This window comes from Rubellimicrobium mesophilum DSM 19309 (genome assembly GCF_000600335.2).
Lineage (GTDB): Bacteria > Pseudomonadota > Alphaproteobacteria > Rhodobacterales > Rhodobacteraceae > Rubellimicrobium > Rubellimicrobium mesophilum.
Map to the genome: position 1 here is coordinate 105,365 of NZ_KK088593.1, position 18,242 is coordinate 123,606.

18 protein-coding genes, 1 pseudogene and 1 riboswitch are annotated in these 18,242 nt (G+C 72.3%); of the genes and pseudogenes, 11 read left to right on the forward strand and 8 right to left on the reverse strand.

The window, feature by feature from the left end:
• Positions 1 to 5: 5 nt before the first annotated feature.
• Positions 6 to 2,384 (reverse strand): ATP-dependent helicase HrpB, encoded by a 2,379-nt coding sequence (hrpB, locus tag RUMESO_RS16760; protein WP_037281710.1) that lies wholly within the window; start codon positions 2,382 to 2,384, stop codon positions 6 to 8.
• 415 nt (positions 2,385 to 2,799) lie between these two features.
• On the opposite strand from hrpB, the gene meaB reads away from it, so the two are divergent.
• The 6 genes and pseudogenes from meaB to RUMESO_RS16790 all read left to right on the forward strand — a co-directional run bounded on the left by meaB (position 2,800) and on the right by RUMESO_RS16790 (position 6,036).
• Positions 2,800 to 3,771 (forward strand): methylmalonyl Co-A mutase-associated GTPase MeaB, encoded by a 972-nt coding sequence (gene meaB / locus RUMESO_RS16765; RefSeq protein ID WP_037281792.1) that lies wholly within the window; start codon positions 2,800 to 2,802, stop codon positions 3,769 to 3,771.
• Positions 3,768 to 4,568, forward strand: coding sequence for a hypothetical protein (locus tag RUMESO_RS16770; RefSeq protein WP_051521414.1), 801 nt, complete (start codon positions 3,768 to 3,770; stop codon positions 4,566 to 4,568). The genes meaB and RUMESO_RS16770 overlap by 4 nt, the downstream gene beginning before the upstream one ends.
• A 64-nt stretch (positions 4,569 to 4,632) precedes the next feature.
• Complete coding sequence (locus RUMESO_RS16775; protein WP_156362993.1) at positions 4,633 to 4,812, forward strand: ribosome modulation factor; 180 nt, start codon at positions 4,633 to 4,635, stop codon at positions 4,810 to 4,812.
• 121 nt (positions 4,813 to 4,933) lie between these two features.
• Entirely contained in the window at positions 4,934 to 5,230 is a 297-nt protein-coding gene (gene rpmB / locus RUMESO_RS16780; RefSeq protein WP_037281712.1) for a 50S ribosomal protein L28, read from the forward strand.
• A 98-nt stretch (positions 5,231 to 5,328) separates the two neighbouring features.
• Complete coding sequence (locus RUMESO_RS16785) at positions 5,329 to 5,679, forward strand: MmcQ/YjbR family DNA-binding protein (RefSeq protein ID WP_037281714.1); 351 nt, start codon at positions 5,329 to 5,331, stop codon at positions 5,677 to 5,679.
• Positions 5,680 to 5,698: 19 nt separating this feature from the next.
• Positions 5,699 to 6,036, forward strand: a pseudogene (locus RUMESO_RS16790) (YnfA family protein).
• 47 nt (positions 6,037 to 6,083) lie between these two features.
• Here the strand turns inward: RUMESO_RS16790 and purD are convergent.
• A complete protein-coding gene (purD, locus tag RUMESO_RS16795) occupies positions 6,084 to 7,334 on the reverse strand; it encodes a phosphoribosylamine--glycine ligase (protein WP_037281715.1) in 1,251 nt (416 codons plus the stop codon).
• Positions 7,335 to 7,406: 72 nt separating this feature from the next.
• Here purD and xseA point away from each other — a divergent pair, with 72 nt between their 5' ends.
• Positions 7,407 to 9,023, forward strand: a complete 1,617-nt coding sequence (gene xseA, locus RUMESO_RS16800) for an exodeoxyribonuclease VII large subunit (protein ID WP_037281716.1) — start codon at positions 7,407 to 7,409, stop codon at positions 9,021 to 9,023.
• A 136-nt stretch (positions 9,024 to 9,159) separates the two neighbouring features.
• On the opposite strand, the gene RUMESO_RS16805 is transcribed toward xseA, so the two are convergent.
• Together RUMESO_RS16805 and RUMESO_RS16810 are read right to left on the reverse strand one after the other, a co-directional pair.
• Positions 9,160 to 9,555 carry a hypothetical protein gene (locus RUMESO_RS16805; protein ID WP_051521415.1) on the reverse strand — a complete coding sequence of 132 codons (396 nt, stop codon included), beginning with the start codon at positions 9,553 to 9,555 and terminating at the stop codon, positions 9,160 to 9,162.
• Positions 9,552 to 9,953 carry a hypothetical protein gene (locus tag RUMESO_RS16810; protein ID WP_037281717.1) on the reverse strand — a complete coding sequence of 134 codons (402 nt, stop codon included), beginning with the start codon at positions 9,951 to 9,953 and terminating at the stop codon, positions 9,552 to 9,554. The genes RUMESO_RS16805 and RUMESO_RS16810 overlap by 4 nt, the downstream gene beginning before the upstream one ends.
• A gap of 81 nt (positions 9,954 to 10,034) precedes the next feature.
• Here RUMESO_RS16810 and ftsY point away from each other — a divergent pair, with 81 nt between their 5' ends.
• Complete coding sequence (gene ftsY / locus RUMESO_RS16815; RefSeq protein ID WP_037281719.1) at positions 10,035 to 11,159, forward strand: signal recognition particle-docking protein FtsY; 1,125 nt, start codon at positions 10,035 to 10,037, stop codon at positions 11,157 to 11,159.
• On the opposite strand, the gene RUMESO_RS16820 is transcribed toward ftsY, so the two are convergent.
• Entirely contained in the window at positions 11,156 to 11,638 is a 483-nt protein-coding gene (locus RUMESO_RS16820; protein WP_037281795.1) for an MgtC/SapB family protein, read from the reverse strand. The genes ftsY and RUMESO_RS16820 overlap by 4 nt on opposite strands.
• A gap of 107 nt (positions 11,639 to 11,745) precedes the next feature.
• Here RUMESO_RS16820 and RUMESO_RS16825 point away from each other — a divergent pair, with 107 nt between their 5' ends.
• The gene (locus tag RUMESO_RS16825; protein WP_037281721.1) at positions 11,746 to 12,351 is read left to right on the forward strand and encodes an inner membrane-spanning protein YciB; all 606 of its coding nucleotides are present in this window, start codon (positions 11,746 to 11,748) and stop codon (positions 12,349 to 12,351) included.
• A 1-nt stretch (position 12,352) separates the two neighbouring features.
• On the opposite strand, the gene RUMESO_RS16830 is transcribed toward RUMESO_RS16825, so the two are convergent.
• Positions 12,353 to 12,934, reverse strand: coding sequence for a chorismate--pyruvate lyase family protein (locus tag RUMESO_RS16830; protein WP_037281722.1), 582 nt, complete (start codon positions 12,932 to 12,934; stop codon positions 12,353 to 12,355).
• Positions 12,935 to 12,987: 53 nt separating this feature from the next.
• Positions 12,988 to 13,701, reverse strand: coding sequence for a glutathione S-transferase N-terminal domain-containing protein (locus RUMESO_RS16835; protein WP_037281723.1), 714 nt, complete (start codon positions 13,699 to 13,701; stop codon positions 12,988 to 12,990).
• A gap of 88 nt (positions 13,702 to 13,789) precedes the next feature.
• Positions 13,790 to 13,866, forward strand: a riboswitch (SAM riboswitch).
• Positions 13,867 to 13,899: 33 nt separating this feature from the next.
• On the opposite strand from RUMESO_RS16835, the gene metZ reads away from it, so the two are divergent.
• Both metZ and folE2 read left to right on the forward strand, forming a co-directional pair.
• Complete coding sequence (gene metZ / locus RUMESO_RS16840) at positions 13,900 to 15,108, forward strand: O-succinylhomoserine sulfhydrylase (RefSeq protein WP_037281724.1); 1,209 nt, start codon at positions 13,900 to 13,902, stop codon at positions 15,106 to 15,108.
• Between the two features lie 70 nt (positions 15,109 to 15,178).
• A complete protein-coding gene (gene folE2, locus RUMESO_RS16845; RefSeq protein ID WP_037281725.1) occupies positions 15,179 to 16,282 on the forward strand; it encodes a GTP cyclohydrolase FolE2 in 1,104 nt (367 codons plus the stop codon).
• A gap of 85 nt (positions 16,283 to 16,367) precedes the next feature.
• On the opposite strand, the gene RUMESO_RS16850 is transcribed toward folE2, so the two are convergent.
• Positions 16,368 to 18,107, reverse strand: coding sequence for a trypsin-like peptidase domain-containing protein (locus RUMESO_RS16850; RefSeq protein ID WP_037281726.1), 1,740 nt, complete (start codon positions 18,105 to 18,107; stop codon positions 16,368 to 16,370).
• Between the last annotated feature and the right edge of the window lie 135 nt (positions 18,108 to 18,242).

Sequence of the window (18,242 nt, forward strand, 5' to 3'; positions counted from 1 at the left end):
ATCCTTCACGTTCCCCGAGGCTTGGCGCGGAGGGTCGGCTCGGCCTCCCAGGGGCTCTCGGGCCAGGGGTGGCGGGGGTAGCGGCCGCGCATCTCCTTGCGGACCTCGGGGTAGGACGAACGCCAGAAGCCGGGGAGGTCGGAGACGACCGCGATGGGCTTGTGCCCAGGCGAGAGGAGCGTCACGCGGATCGGCTTTCCGGCCGCCAGCGGGTGCGCGGTGACGCCCAGCATCTCTTGCAGGCGGACCTCGATCTCGGGGCCGTCGGAGGCGTAGGTGATCGGGATGCTGCGGCCGAGGGGCGTCGTGAAGTGGCCGGGGACGAGGCGGTCGATCTCCTGCTGCTGCGCGCGGGTCAGCATCGAGCGGAGCGGGGGCAGGAGGTCGAACCTGCGCCAGTCGGTCTCGGTGCGGACGCCGTCGAGCCAAGGGAGGAGCCAGTCCTCCAGTGTCTCCATCAGCGCGACGTCGGAGAGGTCGGGGAGGTCTCCGCCGGCGAAGCGGGCGAGGGCCACGCGGGAGCGGAAGCGTTCGGCGGCGTCGGAGGGGCGGAGGCCGAGGGTCCGCGCGCCGTCGAGCATGGCGCGGGCGATGGCCTCGGGCGGGGCATTCTCCCAGGGGCGGTCGGAGAGGACAAGGGCGCCCAGGCGCTCCTGCCGGCGGGCCTGGACGCGGGACTCGCGCGGGGACCAGGCGGCTTCCTCGACGGTGACGATGCGGTCGGCGAGGACGCTTCGCAGGTCGGCGTCCGACACGGGCAGGGCGGCGCGGATACGGGCCTCCTCTCCGGCGCCGTCGAGATCGGTGACGACGAGGAGCCTTTGCGCGCCGAGGGGGTCGCCGGGGGTGGCGATGGCGCCGCGACCGCCGGACAGGAGGAAGCGGGGCGCGTCGCCGGGGCGGCGAAGGGCGATGCGGTCGGGATAGGCGAGGGCGGCCATGGCGCCGGGGTCCATGGTGGGACGGTCGGGGGCGAGACGGGCGAGGCGGCTCGTCTCGCGCCGGAGGCGGTCGCGGGATTCGGGGCGGAGCTTGCCTTCCAGCAAGGCCGAGAGGTCGGCCGAGCCGGGCGGGGGGCGCTCGCCCTCGGAGAGTATCGCGGCGAGCGGGGCGGCGGGCTTCCCGGCCCTGAGGAGCATGTGTGCGAGGCGGGGATGGACGGCGAGGGCTGCCATCTCCTTGCCGTGCGGGGTGATGCGGCCGTCCCGAAGGGCGCCGAGATCGGTGAGGAGGCGGCGCGCCTCGTTGAGCGCGCCGACGGGCGGGGGCGTCAGGAAGGGGAGGTCGTCGCTGCCCCAGAGGGCGAGGTCGAGCGCCAGCGGGGCGAGATCGGCGGCGAGGATCTCCGGGGGCGGGAAGGGCTGGAGGCCGCCCTCCTCGCCGCGCGTCCAGAGGCGCCAGGCGGTGCCGGGGGCGACGCGACCGGCGCGGCCGGCGCGCTGGGTGGCCTCCGCGCGGGTGACGCGCTCGGTGACGAGGGCGGACATGCCGGAGGCGGAGTCGAAGCGGGAGCGGCGGGCGCGGCCGGCGTCCACCACGGCGCGGATGCCGGGGATCGTCAGCGAGGTCTCGGCGATGGAGGTGGCGAGGACGACCTTGCGCGTCTCGGCGGGCTCCAGCGCCAGGCGCTGGGCGGAGGCGGGGAGGGCGGAGTAGAGGGGGCGGACGGCCACGTCGTCGAGGTTCGCGAGGAGGGATTCCGTGCGGCGAATCTCGCCCTCGCCGGGGAGGAAGGCGAGGACGTCGCCGTCGGTCTCGGCCAGGGCCTCGCGGATGGCGCTCGCGGTGGCGGTCTCGATGCGGGTATCGCCGAGGGGGCGGGGGAGCCAGCGGAGGTCGACGGGGTAGGCGCGGCCCTCGGCGGTGACCACCGGCGCGCCCATCAGGTCGGCCACGGGCTGCGCGTCGAGGGTCGCGGACATGACGAGGAGCCGGAGGTCGGGGCGGAGGGCGGCGCGGGACTCGAGCGAGAGGGCGAGGCCTAGGTCGGCGGCGAGGCTGCGCTCGTGGAACTCGTCGAAGATGAGGGCCGAGACGCCGGGGAGGTCGGGGGCGTCCTGGATCATGCGGGTGAGGATGCCCTCGGTCAGGACCTCGATGCGGGTCTGGGGCGAGACGCGGGATTCGCCGCGCATCCGGTAGCCGACGGTCTGGCCGACGGGCTCGTTCAGGGTCTGGGCCATGCGCTCGGCGGCGGCGCGGGCGGCGAGGCGGCGGGGCTCGAGCATGACGATGCGGCCGGGGGTGCCGGCGTCGAGGAGGGCGAGGGGCACGCGCGTCGTCTTGCCAGCGCCGGGCGGGGCCTGGAGGACGGCCTGGCCATGGCGGGTGAGGGCGGCGAGGAGGTCGGGGAGGACCGCGTCGATGGGCAGGGGCTCGGGCATGGGGCGGATATGAAGGGTCGGAGGGCGGATGTGTAGGGCAAGGGTCATGCGAGGGAGATTCGCAGGCAAAGCTTAACGAATTGTGTGAGGTGCGTTCGGTGGGGGGGCGGGGGACGCAACACCTCCGGAGCAAGTGCACGAGATCGCAGAAGAATTCATCGAGCGGGGGTGTTGCGTCGCCCTATGGGGTTGGGCCGCGAATCGGCGCATCGGGGCCGACTGGGATAGTGGCGTGGGATCCCACGCTACGCCGGCTCGGTCGCGCGTGGGGGTCGGTTCGCGTAGCGTGGGCGCCAGCTTGACGCGCGACGGCGGCAATGGAGGTTGGCCGGGGATGGCGGGCTGAAGCCCGTCCTGCGGCGGAGTGCCAGGGCCCGCGCTGGACAGCCTCGGACGCGCGGTGTCTATGGGCGGCATGACCCTGCATGACCCTGATGAGCTTGCTTTCGCGGTGGCCCGAGGCGACCGCCGGGCGCTGGCGCGGGCGATCACGCTCGTGGAGAGCGCGCGGGCGGATCACCGGGCGCGGGCGGAGGCGCTGCTGGCGGCGCTGCCCCGGGACCGGACGGCGCTGCGGCTGGGGCTCTCGGGGACGCCGGGGGCGGGGAAGAGCACGCTGATCGAGGCGCTGGGGGTGATGCTCACCGGGCGGGGGATGCGGGTGGCGGTGCTGGCGGTGGACCCGTCCTCGGCGCGGTCGGGCGGGTCGATCCTGGGGGACAAGACGCGGATGGAGCGGCTGTCGCGCGAGCCCTCGGCCTTCATTCGGCCCTCGCCGGCGGGGGGGCAGCTTGGGGGCGTCGCAAGGCGGACGCGGGAGGCGATTGCGCTCTGCGAGGCCGCCGGGTTCGACGTGGTCATCGTGGAGACGGTGGGGGTCGGGCAGTCCGAGACGGTGGTCGCGGACATGACCGACGTCTTCGCGCTCGTGCTGGCGCCGCATGGGGGGGACGACCTCCAGGGCGTGAAGCGAGGCGTGATGGAGGCGGCGGACCTGATCCTCGTGAACAAGGCGGACCGCGATCCGGGGGCGGCGAACCGGACGAAGGGGGACTACGCGGCCGCGCTTCGGCTGATGCGGCACCGGCCGCAGGACCCGCAGGGGTTCCCGGCCGTGATGACCGTCTCGGCGCTGGAGGGAGCGGGCCTCGCGGAGGCCTGGGATGCGGTCGAGCGGCTCTTCGCGTGGCGGCGCGAGGCGGGGCATCTGGAGCGGCTCCGGGGGGAGCAGCGGCTCCGCTGGTTCGAGGAGGAGCTGGTGGCGCAGGCGCTCCAGCGGCTCCATGCGGACCCCCGGCTGGCGGCGGAGCTGCCGGGGCTGAGGGGAGAGGTCGAGGCGGGTCGGATGTCGGCTCCGGAAGCGGCAAGGCGGGCGCTGGGGGCGTGACGGCGGAGGTCGTGTTCGACGGGGAACGGCTGCGGGCCGTGCTGTGGCGCGGGCGGTCGGATCGGCTGGTCGTGACCTTCGACTACCGGATGGACGGGCGCGAGGGGTTCTCGGCGGACAACCACTCGACGGGGTTCGCGCGGCAGGGGTTCTCGCAGCTCTCGATCAAGACGCGGGCGAACGACTGGTTCGTGAACGCGGAGACGCCGGCGCTGGAGGAGGCGCTGGGGCGCGTCCGGGCGGAGCACCGGCGGGTGCAGGCGCTGGGCTTCTCGATGGGCGGATATGGGGCGCTGCGGTTCGCGCGGGCGCTCGGGGCGGCGCAGGTGGTCGTGGTGTCGCCGCAGGTGTCGCCGGAGGCGGAATGGGACGTGCGGTATCGGGGGGAGACCCCGGGGTGGGACGAGGGGCTTGGGGACCTTAGGCCCCGAGCGATGCCGACGCTTGGGGGGCTGCTGGTGTTCGATCCCTTCGTGGCGGAGGACCTGACCCATGCCCGGGCGATCCTGCGGCTGTTCCCGGGGCTGAGGCCGATCCGGCTCGGCTTCGGAGGGCATCCGGCCATCCGGACCCTGCGGGGCGCCGGGAAGATGTGGGTCGTGCAGCAGGAGGCGGGTGCGCGGAGGGCCTCCGGGGAGGCGATCCGGGCCGCGCATCGTGGGGCGCGGGCGGAGTCGAAGGGATGGTGGACCCGTCTGGCGGGTCGTGCCGGGGCGGGCCACCGGGCTCTGGCGAGCAGGGCCCGCGACGTCGCGGCGCGGCTGCCGGAGCGGGCGGGAGACCTCGATGGGCCTTGAGGGCTGCTGAACCCGGGCCCGACCCGTGCTATGCTTGCGTCCAGCATCAGGGGAGGGCATGGCCATGGGGCCGAGACGCGGCGATCCCACCGAGGAGGGGCGCATCGCCTGCGAGGACGGCGTGCCCCGATCGGACTGCCCCTATCGCCTCGACACGCCGGAATACCGGGCCTGGATGGAGGGCTGGGACGAGGCCGAGGAGGTCAAGGTCGTCGGGGGCGAGGAGGAGGGGGAGGAGCCCTGACCGGCTTGACCCGGCGCGAGAATCCCCCTAGAGGCTGCGGACCCGAATTGGGCGCCCCTGGGCGGGGTGCCGCTCATGACGCGCCGCGCGCCCCGCGGCCAGAAGCCAAAGGACGAACGCCATGTCGCGCAAGTGCGAACTGACCGGGAAGGGCCCGATGGTGGGCCACAACGTTTCCCACGCCAACAACAAGACCAAGCGCCGTTTCCTGCCGAACCTGCAGGACGTGACCCTCGAATCCGAGGCGCTGGGCCGTTCCTTCCGCCTGCGGATCTCGAACCACGCCCTGCGGTCGGTGGACCACCGCGGCGGGCTCGACGCCTTCCTCGCCAAGGCCCGGGACGAGGAGCTGTCCTCGGACGCGCTGGCGATCAAGAAGGAGATCGCGAAGCTGCAGGCCGCCGCTCCGGCCGCCTGAGGGTTTCGGGACGAGTTTTGCAGGGGCCTCGCCGTCGGCGGGGCCTTTTGCGTCACAAGAGGGTTCTCCGACTCGGCGGGGCGTGCCAGCCTGGGCTCATGGGCCGTGAGCTGGTGAATGCGATCTGCGCGGGGCTGCCGGGGGCGGAGGTGTCCGATCCCTGGGGCGGCGGGCACGACTGCTGGAAGGTCGGCGGCAAGATGTTCGCGGTGGTCGGGGCGCGGCTGGCGGGCGTCTCGGTCAAGACGGACGGGATCGAGACGGCGGAGATGCTGATCGCGGCGGGCGTGGCGGAACGGGCGGCGTATCTGCACCGGTCCTGGGTGCGGCTGCCCGAGGCTGCGCCGGCGGACGAGGTGCGGCATCGGCTGGTCACGAGCTACCGGCTGGTGCGGGCCGGACTGCCGAGAAAGGTGCAGGCGGCGCTGGGAGCGGTGGACGAGGCGTAAGGGCCATGTCGCGGCGGCGTTGGCCGAGGTCGCGGGCTGTTGTTGCGTCTGGGTCTGGCTGCGGCTTGGGGCGTCGGGCTATGGCTGATGGCGGGGCTCCTGTCGCTGGCGGGCTTCGCTGGGGCGTTGGTGCTGAGCCCGGCGGATCAGGCGGGGCGAGCCTGTGCGGCCGGTGGGGCCGTCCACATCGCAGCGTCGCTGCTCTGGCTCTGGGCCGTGAGGGGGGCGGCCGGACGGGGTGGGACTCGCTGGCCGGGGCTATGCTTCTTGGGAGCGGCGGTGATCCTCTGCGCCGCGCGGGGGATGAGGGTCGAGATGCGTAGGGGGGTTCACCCTACCATGGAGTCGTTCCCCTAGGATCGCCCTGGACGGTGGGGTGAAAGCCCCAACCTGCGAGGTGGCCTTCAGAGGGCCCGCCAGCCGATGTCGCGCCGGCAGAAGAGGCCGGGCGCGTCGATGCGGTCCACCATGGCATAGGCGCGGTCGCGGGCCTCCTGAAGGGTCTCGCCACGGGCGGTGACGTTAAGGACCCGGCCGCCGTTGGCGACGAGCTGGCGCTCGCGCTCGGCGGTGCCGGCATGGAAAACCATCTCGGAGGAGGTCTCGGGAAGGGCGTCGAGGCCGCGGATCGGTGTGCCCTTCTCCGGCGTGCCGGGATAGCCGTTGCCGGCGAGGACCACGGTCAGGGCATGGTCGTCGGCCCAGTGGGCCTGGACCTGCGCGAGGCGGCCCTCGGCGCAGGCCTGAATGAGGTCGAGCACCTGGCCGCCGAGGCGCATCATCAGAACCTGGCACTCGGGGTCGCCGAAGCGGACGTTGTATTCGATGAGCTTGGGGGCGCCGTTTTCGATCATCAGGCCGGCGTAGAGGACGCCCTGGTAGGGGGTGCCCCGACGGGCCATCTCGGCCAGCGTAGGGGCGACGATCTCGTCGAGGGCGCGCTTCTGGACGGCGTCGGAGAGGACGGGGGCGGGCGAGTAGGCGCCCATGCCGCCGGTGTTGGGGCCGGTGTCGCCCTCGCCCACGCGCTTGTGGTCCTGGGCAGTGCCGAGGGGGAGCATGGCGGTGCCGTCGCAGAGGACGAAGAACGAGGCCTCTTCGCCGGTCAGGCATTCCTCGATGACGACGCTGCCTTGGCCGTCGGAGAACACCGCGTCGAGCGCGGCGAGCGCCTCCTCGACGGACTGGGCCACGGTCACGCCCTTGCCGGCGGCGAGGCCGTCGGCCTTGACGACGATGGGGGCGCCCTCGCGCCGCACATGGGCGCGGGCCTCGGCGAGGTCCGAGAAGGCAGCCCATGCGGCGGTTGGGGCGCCGCAGGCATCGCAGACATCCTTGGTGAAGGCCTTGGACGCCTCCAGCTTGGCGGCCTCCTGCGAGGGGCCGAAGACGAGGACGCCGGCGTCGCGGAGGCGGTCGGCGACCCCGGCGGCGAGGGGGGCCTCGGGGCCGACGATGACGAGGTCCACCGCGTTCTCGCCGCAGAAGAGCGCCACCGCGTCGCCGTCGAGGATGTCGAGGTCGGCGCATTCGGCGATCCGGGCGATGCCGGGGTTGCCGGGCGCGGCGATGAGGCGGTCGCATTTCGGGTTCTGCTTGACCGCCCAGGCAAGCGCGTGCTCTCGGCCGCCGGAGCCGAGGATCAGGACGTTCATGGCGGCGACTCCGGTTGGCCTTGTTCGCGAGGCGTTCTAAGGTCACGCACCCGACCCCGCAAGGATGCGCCGATGGACCTCCTCGACGACGATGACGCCCCGCCACGTCGGTCCAACGCGCCGGAGTTCTCGGTGTCGGAGATCTCGGGCGCCGTGAAGCGCATGGTGGAGGGGGAGTTCGCCTTCGTCCGGGTGCGGGGCGAGATCGGGCGGGTGTCGCGACCGCCCTCGGGGCACATCTACTTCGACCTCAAGGACGGGAACGCGGTGCTGGCCGCCGTGAGCTGGAAGGGGCAGGCGGCGCGCCTGACCGCCCGGCCGGAGGAGGGGCTGGAGATGGTGGCCGTGGGGCGGCTGACCACCTTTCCGGGGCAGTCCAAGTATCAGATGATCGTGGACGACTTGGTGCCCGCCGGGGCCGGGGCGTTGATGGCGCAGCTCGAGGCGCGGCGGAAGAAGCTGGCCGGCGAGGGGCTGTTCGATCCGGCGCGGAAGAAGCCGATTCCGTATCTGCCGGAGGTGATCGGGGTCGTGACCTCGCCCTCGGGGGCGGTGATCCGGGATATCCTCCATCGACTGCGGGACCGCTTTCCGCGCCGAGTGATCGTCTGGCCGGTCGCCGTTCAGGGGCAGAACTGCGCGCCCGAGGTGTCGCGTGCCGTGATGGGGTTCAATGCGTTGCCCGAAGGGGGGCCGATCCCGAGGCCGGACCTGCTGATCGTGGCGCGGGGCGGGGGGTCGATCGAGGACCTCTGGGGCTTCAACGAGGAGATCGTGGTGCGGGCCGTCGCTGGGTCGCGCATCCCCGTCATCTCGGCCGTGGGGCACGAGACGGACACGACGCTCTGCGACTTCGCGGCGGACCTGCGGGCGCCGACGCCGACCGCCGCCGCCGAGATGGCGGTGCCGGTCAGGGCGGAACTGGTGGAGAGGGTGGCGACGCTGGGCGCGCGGGGCTCGCGGGCGCTGCGGCTGGGCGTGGATCGGCGGCGGCAGAGGCTTGGGGATCTGGCGCGGGCGCTGCCAAGGGGGGACGCGATCCTCGCGGGCGTGCAGCAGCGAGTGGACTTCCTGTCGGCCCGGCTGCCCGCCGCGCTGAGGGGGGTCACGTCCCGGCAACGGGTGAAGCTCGCGGACCTGCGGATCGGTACGGGGGTGCTCCAGCGGTCCTTGCAGGATGGCAAGAGGCGGGTGGCGGAGGCGGAGCGGAGCCTGGGGCCGGCGCTGGCGCGGGTGGCGCGGGATGCGGGGCGGGAGCTGCAGGACCTCTCGGGGCGGCTGGAGCTCGCGCGGGATCGGCGGGTCGCGGGGGCGGGGGAGGCGCTGGCGCGGCTCGGACCCCGGCTCGATCCGCTGGCGGCGCGGGCGGCGGCGGAGGGGCGGGAGGACTTCGCGCGGGTGGCCCGGCGGTTCACGGCGGAGCTGCCGCTCGGCCGGATCGGGCGGCTGCGGGACGCCCTGGCGGCGCTCGACCGGTTGAACGAGTCGCTGAGCTACAAGAGCGCGCTGGAGCGGGGCTTCGCGGTGGTGAGGAGCGAGGGGCAGGTAGTGACGCGGGCCGAGGCGGCGGCGCGGGCGGCGAGCCTGGAGATCGAGTTCGCCGATGGGCGGGTCATGGTGGGGAACCGGCCTGCTGCCCCCAAGAAGCCAGGGGCCGAGCCACCGCCGGAGCAGGGAAGCTTGCTCTAGGACATTGGCCGAGCAGGTCGGATCGGCGCAGGGGGGCTTCAGCCCGCCAACCTCCATCGTCCGACGCCGTGCCCATGTCAGACGGGGCATGGTGCGCTGAAGCCCACCCTACGGGTCCGTCCTGGCCCGACCCGGTTCACACCCCCAGCCAGGCGCAGCCGAAGTTCGCGACGTCGAGGGGCGCGTCGGTGGAGGTCTCGGGCTCGCTGCCGTCGGGGTTGGTGGAGAGGATCGAATCCCCGTCGTGGTAGTAGAGGAAGCAGAAGGGATCGGGCTCGCCGTCGTAGGAGAAGCAGATCTGCGGGCCCTTGGGATACCAGCGGCCTTCCATGCAGGTACCGTCGGGCTCGGCCCAGGTAACGCGGCGGTCGGAGTAGTAGCGCTCATAGCCGCGGGGCGGCTGGCCCTTCGCGCCATAGGTTAGGGTGCGGCCCTGGACCAGCGCCTCGAAGGCACTGCCCTTCAAGGCCTCCTGCGCAGGCGCGGGACAGGCTTGGGTCGCGAGGAGGAGCGCGAGGAGGACGGTCCTCATACGCCGACCCCGCCGCACACGAGGCCGTTCTCCTCATCCTTGAGCTCGTAGAGCGTCAGGCCCCCGCCCTCGCCCAGGAACTCGGCCCGGAGACCGTCGCCGTCGCGGAAGAAGCGCCAGCACTGCGGGCCCAGGTCGTCCTCGTAGTCGAAGCAGATGGCGGGGGACTCGGGCGGGCCCTTGGCGTGCCAAGTGCCTTCGAGGCAGTCGTCGCTGCCCAGGAAGGCCCAGATGACGCGGCGGTTGGGGAAGTAGTGCTCGATCCCGTAGGGCGGCTGGCCGGGGGCGCCGTAGGTGAGGGTCCGGCCCTCCACGTGGGCCTGGAACTCGTCGGCGGTGATGGCGTCCTGCGCCCGGACGGGCGTGGCGAGCGTGAGGAGGAGAAGGAGCGCGCGCATTCGGGCAGCCTGCCCGCGAGGGGGCGCCTTTGCAAGCCGAGTGGAAAGGCTTACCTGAGGGCCACGCAACTCGGGGGTTCCATGTCCTTCTTCGGCAAGCTCAAGGACCGGCTGTTCAAGACCTCGTCGAAGCTCGACGAGGGGCTGGCCGACATCGTGGGGCAGGGCGAGGCCGCGCCGCCGGAGGAGGAGGCGCGGACGCCGGAGCCTCAGCCGACGCTAATGACGCCCGCTCCGGTGCCGCCGGCGCCGGTTGCGCCGCCTCCTGCAGCAGCGCCGACCGCTCCTGCCACTCGGGAACCCGCGCCGCAGCGGGGGGGACTCTTCGGGCGGCTCTTCGGGCGAGAGGGCGAGGTCACGATCGAGGGCCCGCGCCGGACGCTGGATGACGCGATGCTGGAGGAGATCGAGGACCTGCTGGTCGCCTCGGACATGGGGGTCGACACGGCGCTGCGGGTGACGGCGAACCTCGCCGAAGGGCGGATGGGGCGGCGGCTCTCGGTGCCGGAGATCAAGGGCATCCTGTCCGCCGAGGTCGCGCGGATCATGGAAGGCGTGGCGCGGCCGATGCCGCTGTTCCCCAGGAAGCCGCAGGTCGTGCTGGTCGTGGGCGTGAACGGGTCTGGGAAGACCACGACCATCGGCAAGCTCGCCTCGCAGTTCCGCGCCGCCGGCAAGTCGGTGGTGATCGCGGCCGGCGACACGTTCCGGGCGGCGGCGGTGGAGCAGCTTCAGGTCTGGGGGCAACGCGCGGGCGTGCCGGTGATGACGGCGGCGCAGGGGTCGGACCCGGCGAGCCTCGCCTTCGACGCGATGGAGCGGGCGGGGCGGGAGGGGGCGGACCTGCTGCTGATCGACACGGCCGGCAGGCTCCAGAACCGTCAGGACCTGATGGAGGAGCTGGCCAAGATCGTCCGGGTGATCCGCAAGAAGGACCCCACGGCGCCGCACAACACGATCCTGGTGCTGGACGCGACGACGGGGCAGAACGCGCTGCAGCAGGTGGAGATCTTCCGCAGGATCGCGGACGTGACCGGGCTGGTGATGACCAAGCTCGACGGGACGGCGAAGGGCGGCGTCCTGGTGGCGCTGGCCGACAAGTTCGGGCTGCCGATCCACGCCATCGGCGTGGGCGAGCAGATCGACGACCTGTCGCCCTTCGACCCGGAGGAGTTCGCGCGCGCCCTGACGGGGGCCGAGGCCTAGTCGTCGTTGCGCTGCACCACCGAGGCGAGCCCCATCATCACCACCAGCACCACCACCGTCGTGAGCGCGGCGAGCGGGATCTGGCCCGCCCCGCAGGCCAGCCCGATGGCGCCCGCGAGCCAGAGCGACGCGCCGGTCGTGACGTTCAGCACCTTCCCGCCCGAGGTGATGACGATGCCGGCGACGAGGAAGGCCACCCCGGCGGTGACGGCCTCGATCAAGTGGATGGGGTCGACGCGCATCTCGCCCCGCGCGCCCACGAAGTCGACGTTCACGAGCTCGCGCCCGACGATCACGTAGAGGCAGGCGGCTAGCGAGACGAGCATATGCGTGCGCAGGCCCGCGGGCTTGCGGCGCCATTCGCGCTCGGCGCCGACCAGGCCGGCGAGGATGACGGCCGAGAGGATCCGCAGGAAAGCCACGGGGAAGGGCACCGCCCGGAAGGTGTCGCGCAGCTCGTGGACGATCAGCTCGGTCACGGTCACTCCATCTTGTATTCACGAGTCCTTGTGCGGGCGACGTCGCGGCGCCACACTGTCCCGTCCGTCTAGAATGGCGGCAGTCCCGAAACTGTTCCGAAGCCGCCATGAGCCCCAGACCCATCAACCCCGTCCTGAAGCAGGCATTGGAGCTCGGGCCGACGATCCTGTTCTTCGTGATCTACCTGCGCCTCAAGGAGCGGAGCTTCGAGATCGGGGGGACGACCTATTCGGGCTTCATCGTCGCGACGCTGGTGCTCGTGCCCTTGCTGCTGGCGGCGATGGCGGCCTTGTGGTGGCTGACGGGACGGCTGTCGCGGATGCAGGTCTTCACGGCGCTGATGGTCGTGGTGTTCGGCGGGCTGACGGCGTGGTTCAACGACGAGAGCTTCTTCAAGATGAAGACGACGATCGTCTATGGGACCTTCGCGGCGCTGCTGGGCGGTGGCCTCCTCTGGGGCACGAGCACGCTGGAATGGGTGATGGGCGAGCTCCTGCCGATGCGGCACGAGGGATGGATGATCCTGACCCGGCGGCTCGCGGCGATGTTCGCGGTGCTCGCGGTCGCCAACGAGGCGATCTGGCGGACGCAGAGCACGGAGCTCTGGGTCACTTTGGAGACCTTCGCCTTCCCGGCGGCCCTGGTGCTGTTCCTCTGGGTGCAGATCATGGCGCTCCAGGCGCACATGATCGAGGACACGCCGCCGAAGTGACCTAGCCCGCGCGACGGGTCCGCTCGGGGGGCGGTTCCGTTCGGGCCGCGGCGAGGTGGACCAGCTCGGGCAGCAGGACCTCGGTCACGAGGAGCGGCTCGCCGAAGAGGCGATAGAGCGTCCGGCGAGCCCAGTAGCCGCCCGCGATCCCCGGGTGTCTTTGGCGGACCAGGCCAAACAGCGGCGCCCCGGGTCCGAGCAGGGCGACCTGGCGGGCGGTCCAGGCCGGCGGGCCATCGACGAACAGGAGCGAGCCCAGGGCGCGGGTGCCGAGGTTCCGGATCGTCGGATGGGCCTGGAGCCTCCGGGAGGTCAGGACCGTCCGGGCCACGAGCAGCGGGCGGCCCCGGACCGAGAGGCAGACCTCCCGCACCGTGGCGGGGCCGATCGCGCCGGGGAAGAAGTGGCGCTCGTCGGGAAGGAGGCGACCGGGACCCTGGCGGAGCACCTCCACGTCCACGGGCCCGCCGGCGGCGAGGGCGACCTGCGCGGTCATGGAGCTCCCGAGCGCGAGCCAGTCGCGGATGCGCGGCGGAAGCGCCAGCCGCGTGCGGCCGTCGAGGTCGTGCCAGGCTTCAGTCACTCGGGATCCTCGATTGGCGGGCGGAGCCTCCATGTCCCGCCGTCGCGGCGGGATCAAGGGCGGGCGGCCTGCCCGAAGAGGATGCGCTGGGCATCACGGTCCATGGCGGCGTTGCTCCGCGCCTCGGCACCTACGGCGAGGCCGCGCTGGACGGCGGGGCGCGACGCCATCTCGTCGAGCCAGCGTCGCATGTGGGGCTTGTCGTCGAGGGCCTGCTCCTGCGTCTCCCAGCCCTTGGCCCAGGGATAGATCGCCATGTCGGCGATGGTCATCTCGTCCAGGGCGACGAAGCGGCTGTCGGCGAGGCGGCGGTCGAGCACGCCGTAAAGACGGCCGACCTCGCGGCGGTAGCGGTCCTGCGCGTAGGGGAGGACCTGCGGCGGGTCCATCTGCGGAGCGTAGCGGAGGAAGTGGTTGGCCTGGCCCGCCATGGGGCCGACGCCGCCCATCTGCCAGAAGAGCCACTGGTCCACGGCGACGCGTTCGCGCTCCGTCTTGCCGTAGAACATGCCGGTCTTGCGAGCGAGGTACTGGAGGATCGCCCCCGACTCGAAGACGGAGATCGGCTGGCCGTCCGGCCCCTGCGGGTCCACGATGGCCGGCATCCGGTTGTTGGGTGCGATGCGGAGGAAGTCGGGCTCGAACTGCTCGCCCTTGTTGATGTTCACGAGGCGGACCTCGTAGGGCAGCCCCATCTCCTCGAGCGCGATGCTGATCTTGTGGCCGTTGGGCGTGGGCCAGTAATGAAGCTCGATGGGCGCGGGCATGGGCTCTCCTCGGGTCGGGTCGGGCGCTAGGATGGCGCGGCGTTCGGCGAGGGCAAGGGCGCCTTGACCCTGCGCGGGGGGAGGCGTAGTGCGGCCCCGTGGCGATTTGGGCGACCCTGATTGCGGGCCACGTTAAATAATCCGCTAAAGTGGGGACCGTCCCCCATTTGCCGCCGCTGCTAGGAGTGGGGAACGACCATGACCGACTGGAAGAAGCGCACAAAGGCCGTCCATGCAGGCGTCCGCCGGAGCCAGTACAACGAGGTGAGCGAGGCGATCTTCCTCACCCAGGGTTTCGTCTACGACACCGCCGAGGACGCCGAGGCGCGGTTCATCCAGGCCGGGCCGGACGAGTTCATCTATGCCCGCTACGGCAATCCCACGACCTCCATGTTCGAGCAGCGGATGGCCGTGCTGGAAGGGACCGAGGACGCCTTCGCGACGGCCTCGGGGATGGCGGCGGTGTCCGGCGCGCTGACCTCGATGCTGCGGGCGGGGGACCACGTGGTCAGCTCGCGCGCGCTGTTCGGGTCCTGCCTCTACATCCTCGAGGAGGTGCTGCGGCGCTACGGGGTCGAGGTGACCTTCGTGGACGGGTGCGACCTCGACCAGTGGCGGGCGGCGGTGCGGCCGGGGACGAAGGCCGTGTTCTTCGAGACCGTCTCGAACCCGACGCTGGAGGTCATCGACATCGCGGGCGTGGCCGAGATCGCCCATGCGGCCGGCGCGGTTGTGATCGCGGACAACGTCTTCGCCACGCCGGTGTTCAGCCGGGCGGCGGAGCTCGGCGCCGACGTGGTGGTCTATTCGACGACGAAGCACGTGGACGGGCAGGGGCGGGCGCTGGGCGGCATCGTGCTGGGGACGAAGCAGTTCGTCCGCAAGACCCTGGAACCCTACATGAAGCACACGGGCGGGGCGATGTCGCCCTTCACGTCGTGGATCATGCTCAAGGGGCTGGAGACGATGGACCTGCGGGTGCGGGCGCAGGCGGCGACGGCGCTCGCGCTCGCGAAGGCGCTGGAGGGGCATCCCCAGCTTGCCCGCGTGATCTATCCGGGGCTTGAGAGCCATCCGCAGCACGCGGTCGCCATGGCGCAGACGGGCTCGGGCGGGACGGTGCTGAGCTTCGACGTCGGCTCGCGCGAGGCGGCCTTCGCGTTCCTCAACGCCTTGGAGATAGCGGTGATCTCGAACAACCTGGGCGACGCCAAGACCATCGCCACGCACCCGGCCTCGACCACGCACCAGCGGCTCCCCGACGAGCAGAAGGCGAAGCTGGGCATCACGCCGGGGCTGATCCGGTTCTCCTGCGGGATCGAGGACACCGACGACCTGATCGCCGACGTGATGGGGGCGCTGGACGCCGCGCAGGCGTCGCGTTCGGCGCGGGACGCAGCCGAGTAAGAGGCTATCGTTGCGCCGGCGTTACACAGGCCCCATATGTGGGGCCTGCGTGACCTAGGGGGAAGCGCTCATGAACGTCCACTCGCCCGAACTCGACCGGGATCCCGCGCGGTCCGACGCCGCCGAGGCCCTGGCTCTGCTGCGCCGCTGGGCGGCCCGGGCCACGCCCGAGGAGGTCGCCGACCTCGACCCCGCCGTCGCCCGGCTCCTGCCGGGGCGCGAGGTGTCGAACTATCCCGACCTCGCCCGCGCCTATCCCGACGAGTTCGCGCCCGACGCGCTCTATCGCGCGACGCTGCCGGACCTGCAGAACGGGCCGGAATCGCTGATCCGGGGCGCCAGGGCGCCGATCCAGCACGTCGGCATCTCGGGCTTCAGGCTGCCGATCCGGTTCCACAGCCGCGACAACGGGGACGTGACGCTCGAGACCTCCGTCACCGGGACCGTGAGCCTGGAGGCGGGGAAGAAGGGCATCAACATGTCCCGGCTGATGCGCAGTTTCTACCGCTTCGCGGAGGAGACCTTCTCCTTCGACGTGATGGAGCGGGCGCTGGACAGCTACAAGGCCGACCTCGGGTCCTGCGACGCCCGCATCCAGATGCGCTTCCGCTTCCCGCTCAAGGTGGAGTCGCTCCGGTCGGGGCTCTGGGGTTACCAGTACTACGACATCGCCCTCGAGCTCGTGGACCAGGAGGGGCTCAGGAAGAAGATCTTCCACCTCGACTACGTCTACGCCTCGACCTGCCCCTGCTCGCTGGAGCTTTCGGAGCACGCGCGCCAGACCCGGGGGCAGCTCGCCGTGCCGCACGCCCAGCGCTCGGTGGCGCGGCTGTCGGTGGAGGTCGTGCCCGGCCAGGGGAAGCTCTGGTTCGAGGACCTGATCGACATGGCCCGCCGCGCGGTTCCGACCGAGACGCAGGTCATGGTCAAGCGCGAGGACGAGCAGGCCTTCGCGGAGCTGAACGCCGCGCATCCGATCTTCGTGGAGGACGCGGCCCGGCTCTTCGCGGCGGAGTTCCTGAGCGATTCGCGGATCGGCGACTTCCGGGTGGTGGCGAGCCACCAGGAGAGCCTGCACAGCCACGACGCCGTCAGCCTGCTGATCGAGGGCGAGACCTTCCGGGCGGAAAGCCTCGACCCGCGCCTCTTCGCGTCGCTGGTGCACCTGCCGTAAGGTGGGGTTCATCCCCCGCTCACGGGTTTCCCCGTGAGGCGGTCGGGTGGCGCTCCAGGCTACGGGACCCTGCGAGGCAGGGTCGTCACCAGCAGCTCACCAGCACGGTCAGGCCCGCCACGTCGCGGGTGAGCTTCTCGGCGCCGAGGCTGGCCGTGTCCTCGGAGACGCTCCCGGTGATGCCGGCCTGCGCGAGCTCGGCCTGGATCGTCTGGGCGTCGAGGGCGTAGCTCACGTCATCGGGCAGGACCTGGGCGCCGGTCCCGCGCGGCAGGAGCATCCCGATCACCGCGCCGGATTCGTCCAGGACCGGACCGCCGGCGTCGCCTGCCTGCGCCGACAGGTCGAGCCGGCGCACGGCCTCCTCGCCATTCAGGCCGCGCACGTCGGCCAGGGTCCCGAAGGTCAGCGCCGGAAGCGCGAGGGCGCCGCCGTAGGGGTAGCCAGCGACGGCGACCTCGGTGCCGATGCGTGGGATCGTGGCGCGGAAGCCCGCGACGACGCGCGGCGCGAGGGCCGACTGCGGCTGCAGGACGGCGAGGTTCAGCGCGGGATCGGTGCCGAGGACCCGGGCCGGGGTGGCCTCGTCCAGCGTGATCTCGGAGCATTGGCCCACGGCGTCGGCGGTGGTGACCACGGTGCCCTGGGCGTCCACGTAGAAGCCCGTTGCCGTCCGCTGCGGCTGGCGCACCTGGAGGCCCGAGACGAGATCCGCGGCCTGATCCTCGCCCGGGTCGCCAGCGGCGGGGTCGAGCACGCCGGGCAGGCGCCGGAAGCTCGCCCGCATGGTGTCCACGAGGCGGGCGCGCCGGTCCTCGTCCCCCGCGGGCCAGACCAAGGTGAAGCCCTTGATCTGCCCGTCCACCAGCCAGGCGTAGGTGGTGGAGTGGATGCTGGTGTCCTGGCCCTCGATCATGAAGGCCTCGTCCGTCCGCTCGCGCGGGCCTTCCTCGGGGACGACCTCCAGGGTCTGCATGATCTCGTAGAGGCCGGCGAGGCGGCTCTGGTCGCCTGGCTGGGAGATCAGGACGACCTGTGCGGGCGAGCCGTCGGTGGCGGCGTAGCGGACGAAGGGCGCCTCGGTCATCGGCGCGCCGAGGAGCGCCATCGGCAGCTCGATCTCGATGCCCGCCGTCTCGTCGCGGACGGTCTCCAGGCCCATGTCGTCGAGGATCGCGTTGTAGGCGCCCAGGAGCTCGGCCCGCTGGCGGGAATCGAGGACCCCGGTGGGCTGGTGGCCGTTCTGCGACTGCCAGGCCGACATGGCGGCGCGGGTGCCGGAGCCGAAGGCGCCGTCGATGCCGCCCTGGTAGACGCCCGCCCATTGCAGGGCGGCCTGGAGCTGCTCTTTCTCGCCGCGCGAGAGGGCGGCCTCGCTGGCCTGCGCCTCGGCGAAGCTCTCCTCGGGGATGGCGACGGGGGCGGTCGGCGCGGCCGGGAGGGCGGCGGGGTCCTGGGCCTCGGCGTTGTCCGAGGAGGCCGCGACGCCGGTGCTCGGGGCGTTGGCGGGCCAGAACTGCTGCTGGAACTGCGAGCCGTCGGCGAGGGTCGAATCGCCGGGGATCAGCCCTTCGGCCTTGAGGTTCTCGAGCACCGCCTCGCCCTCCTCGGGCGTGTAGGGGCCGAGCGCCACGGCGTACCAGCCGGAGCCGATGTAGTAACCGGCGACGTCGGGGAGCTGCTCGGAGTAGCCCTCGGCCGAGAGGCGGGCGCGGTCGATCGTGGGCAGCGCCTCGACCTGGACCCAGACCTGGCCATCCTGCGCCGCGAGGGCCCCCGCCATCGCCACCCAGAGCGCGAGCCCCGCCACCGTCCGTCTCAACATCGCGCAAACCCCTCGCTGCCGTCGCCCGCGTGATTTGCCGCGAGCGCGCGCGAGGCGCAGCACAATTCCGCGTGTCCGGGCGTCGGGACGCCGGGACCGTGGCCCCCTTGCCCCGCCTTGGGGTGGCGACTAGGA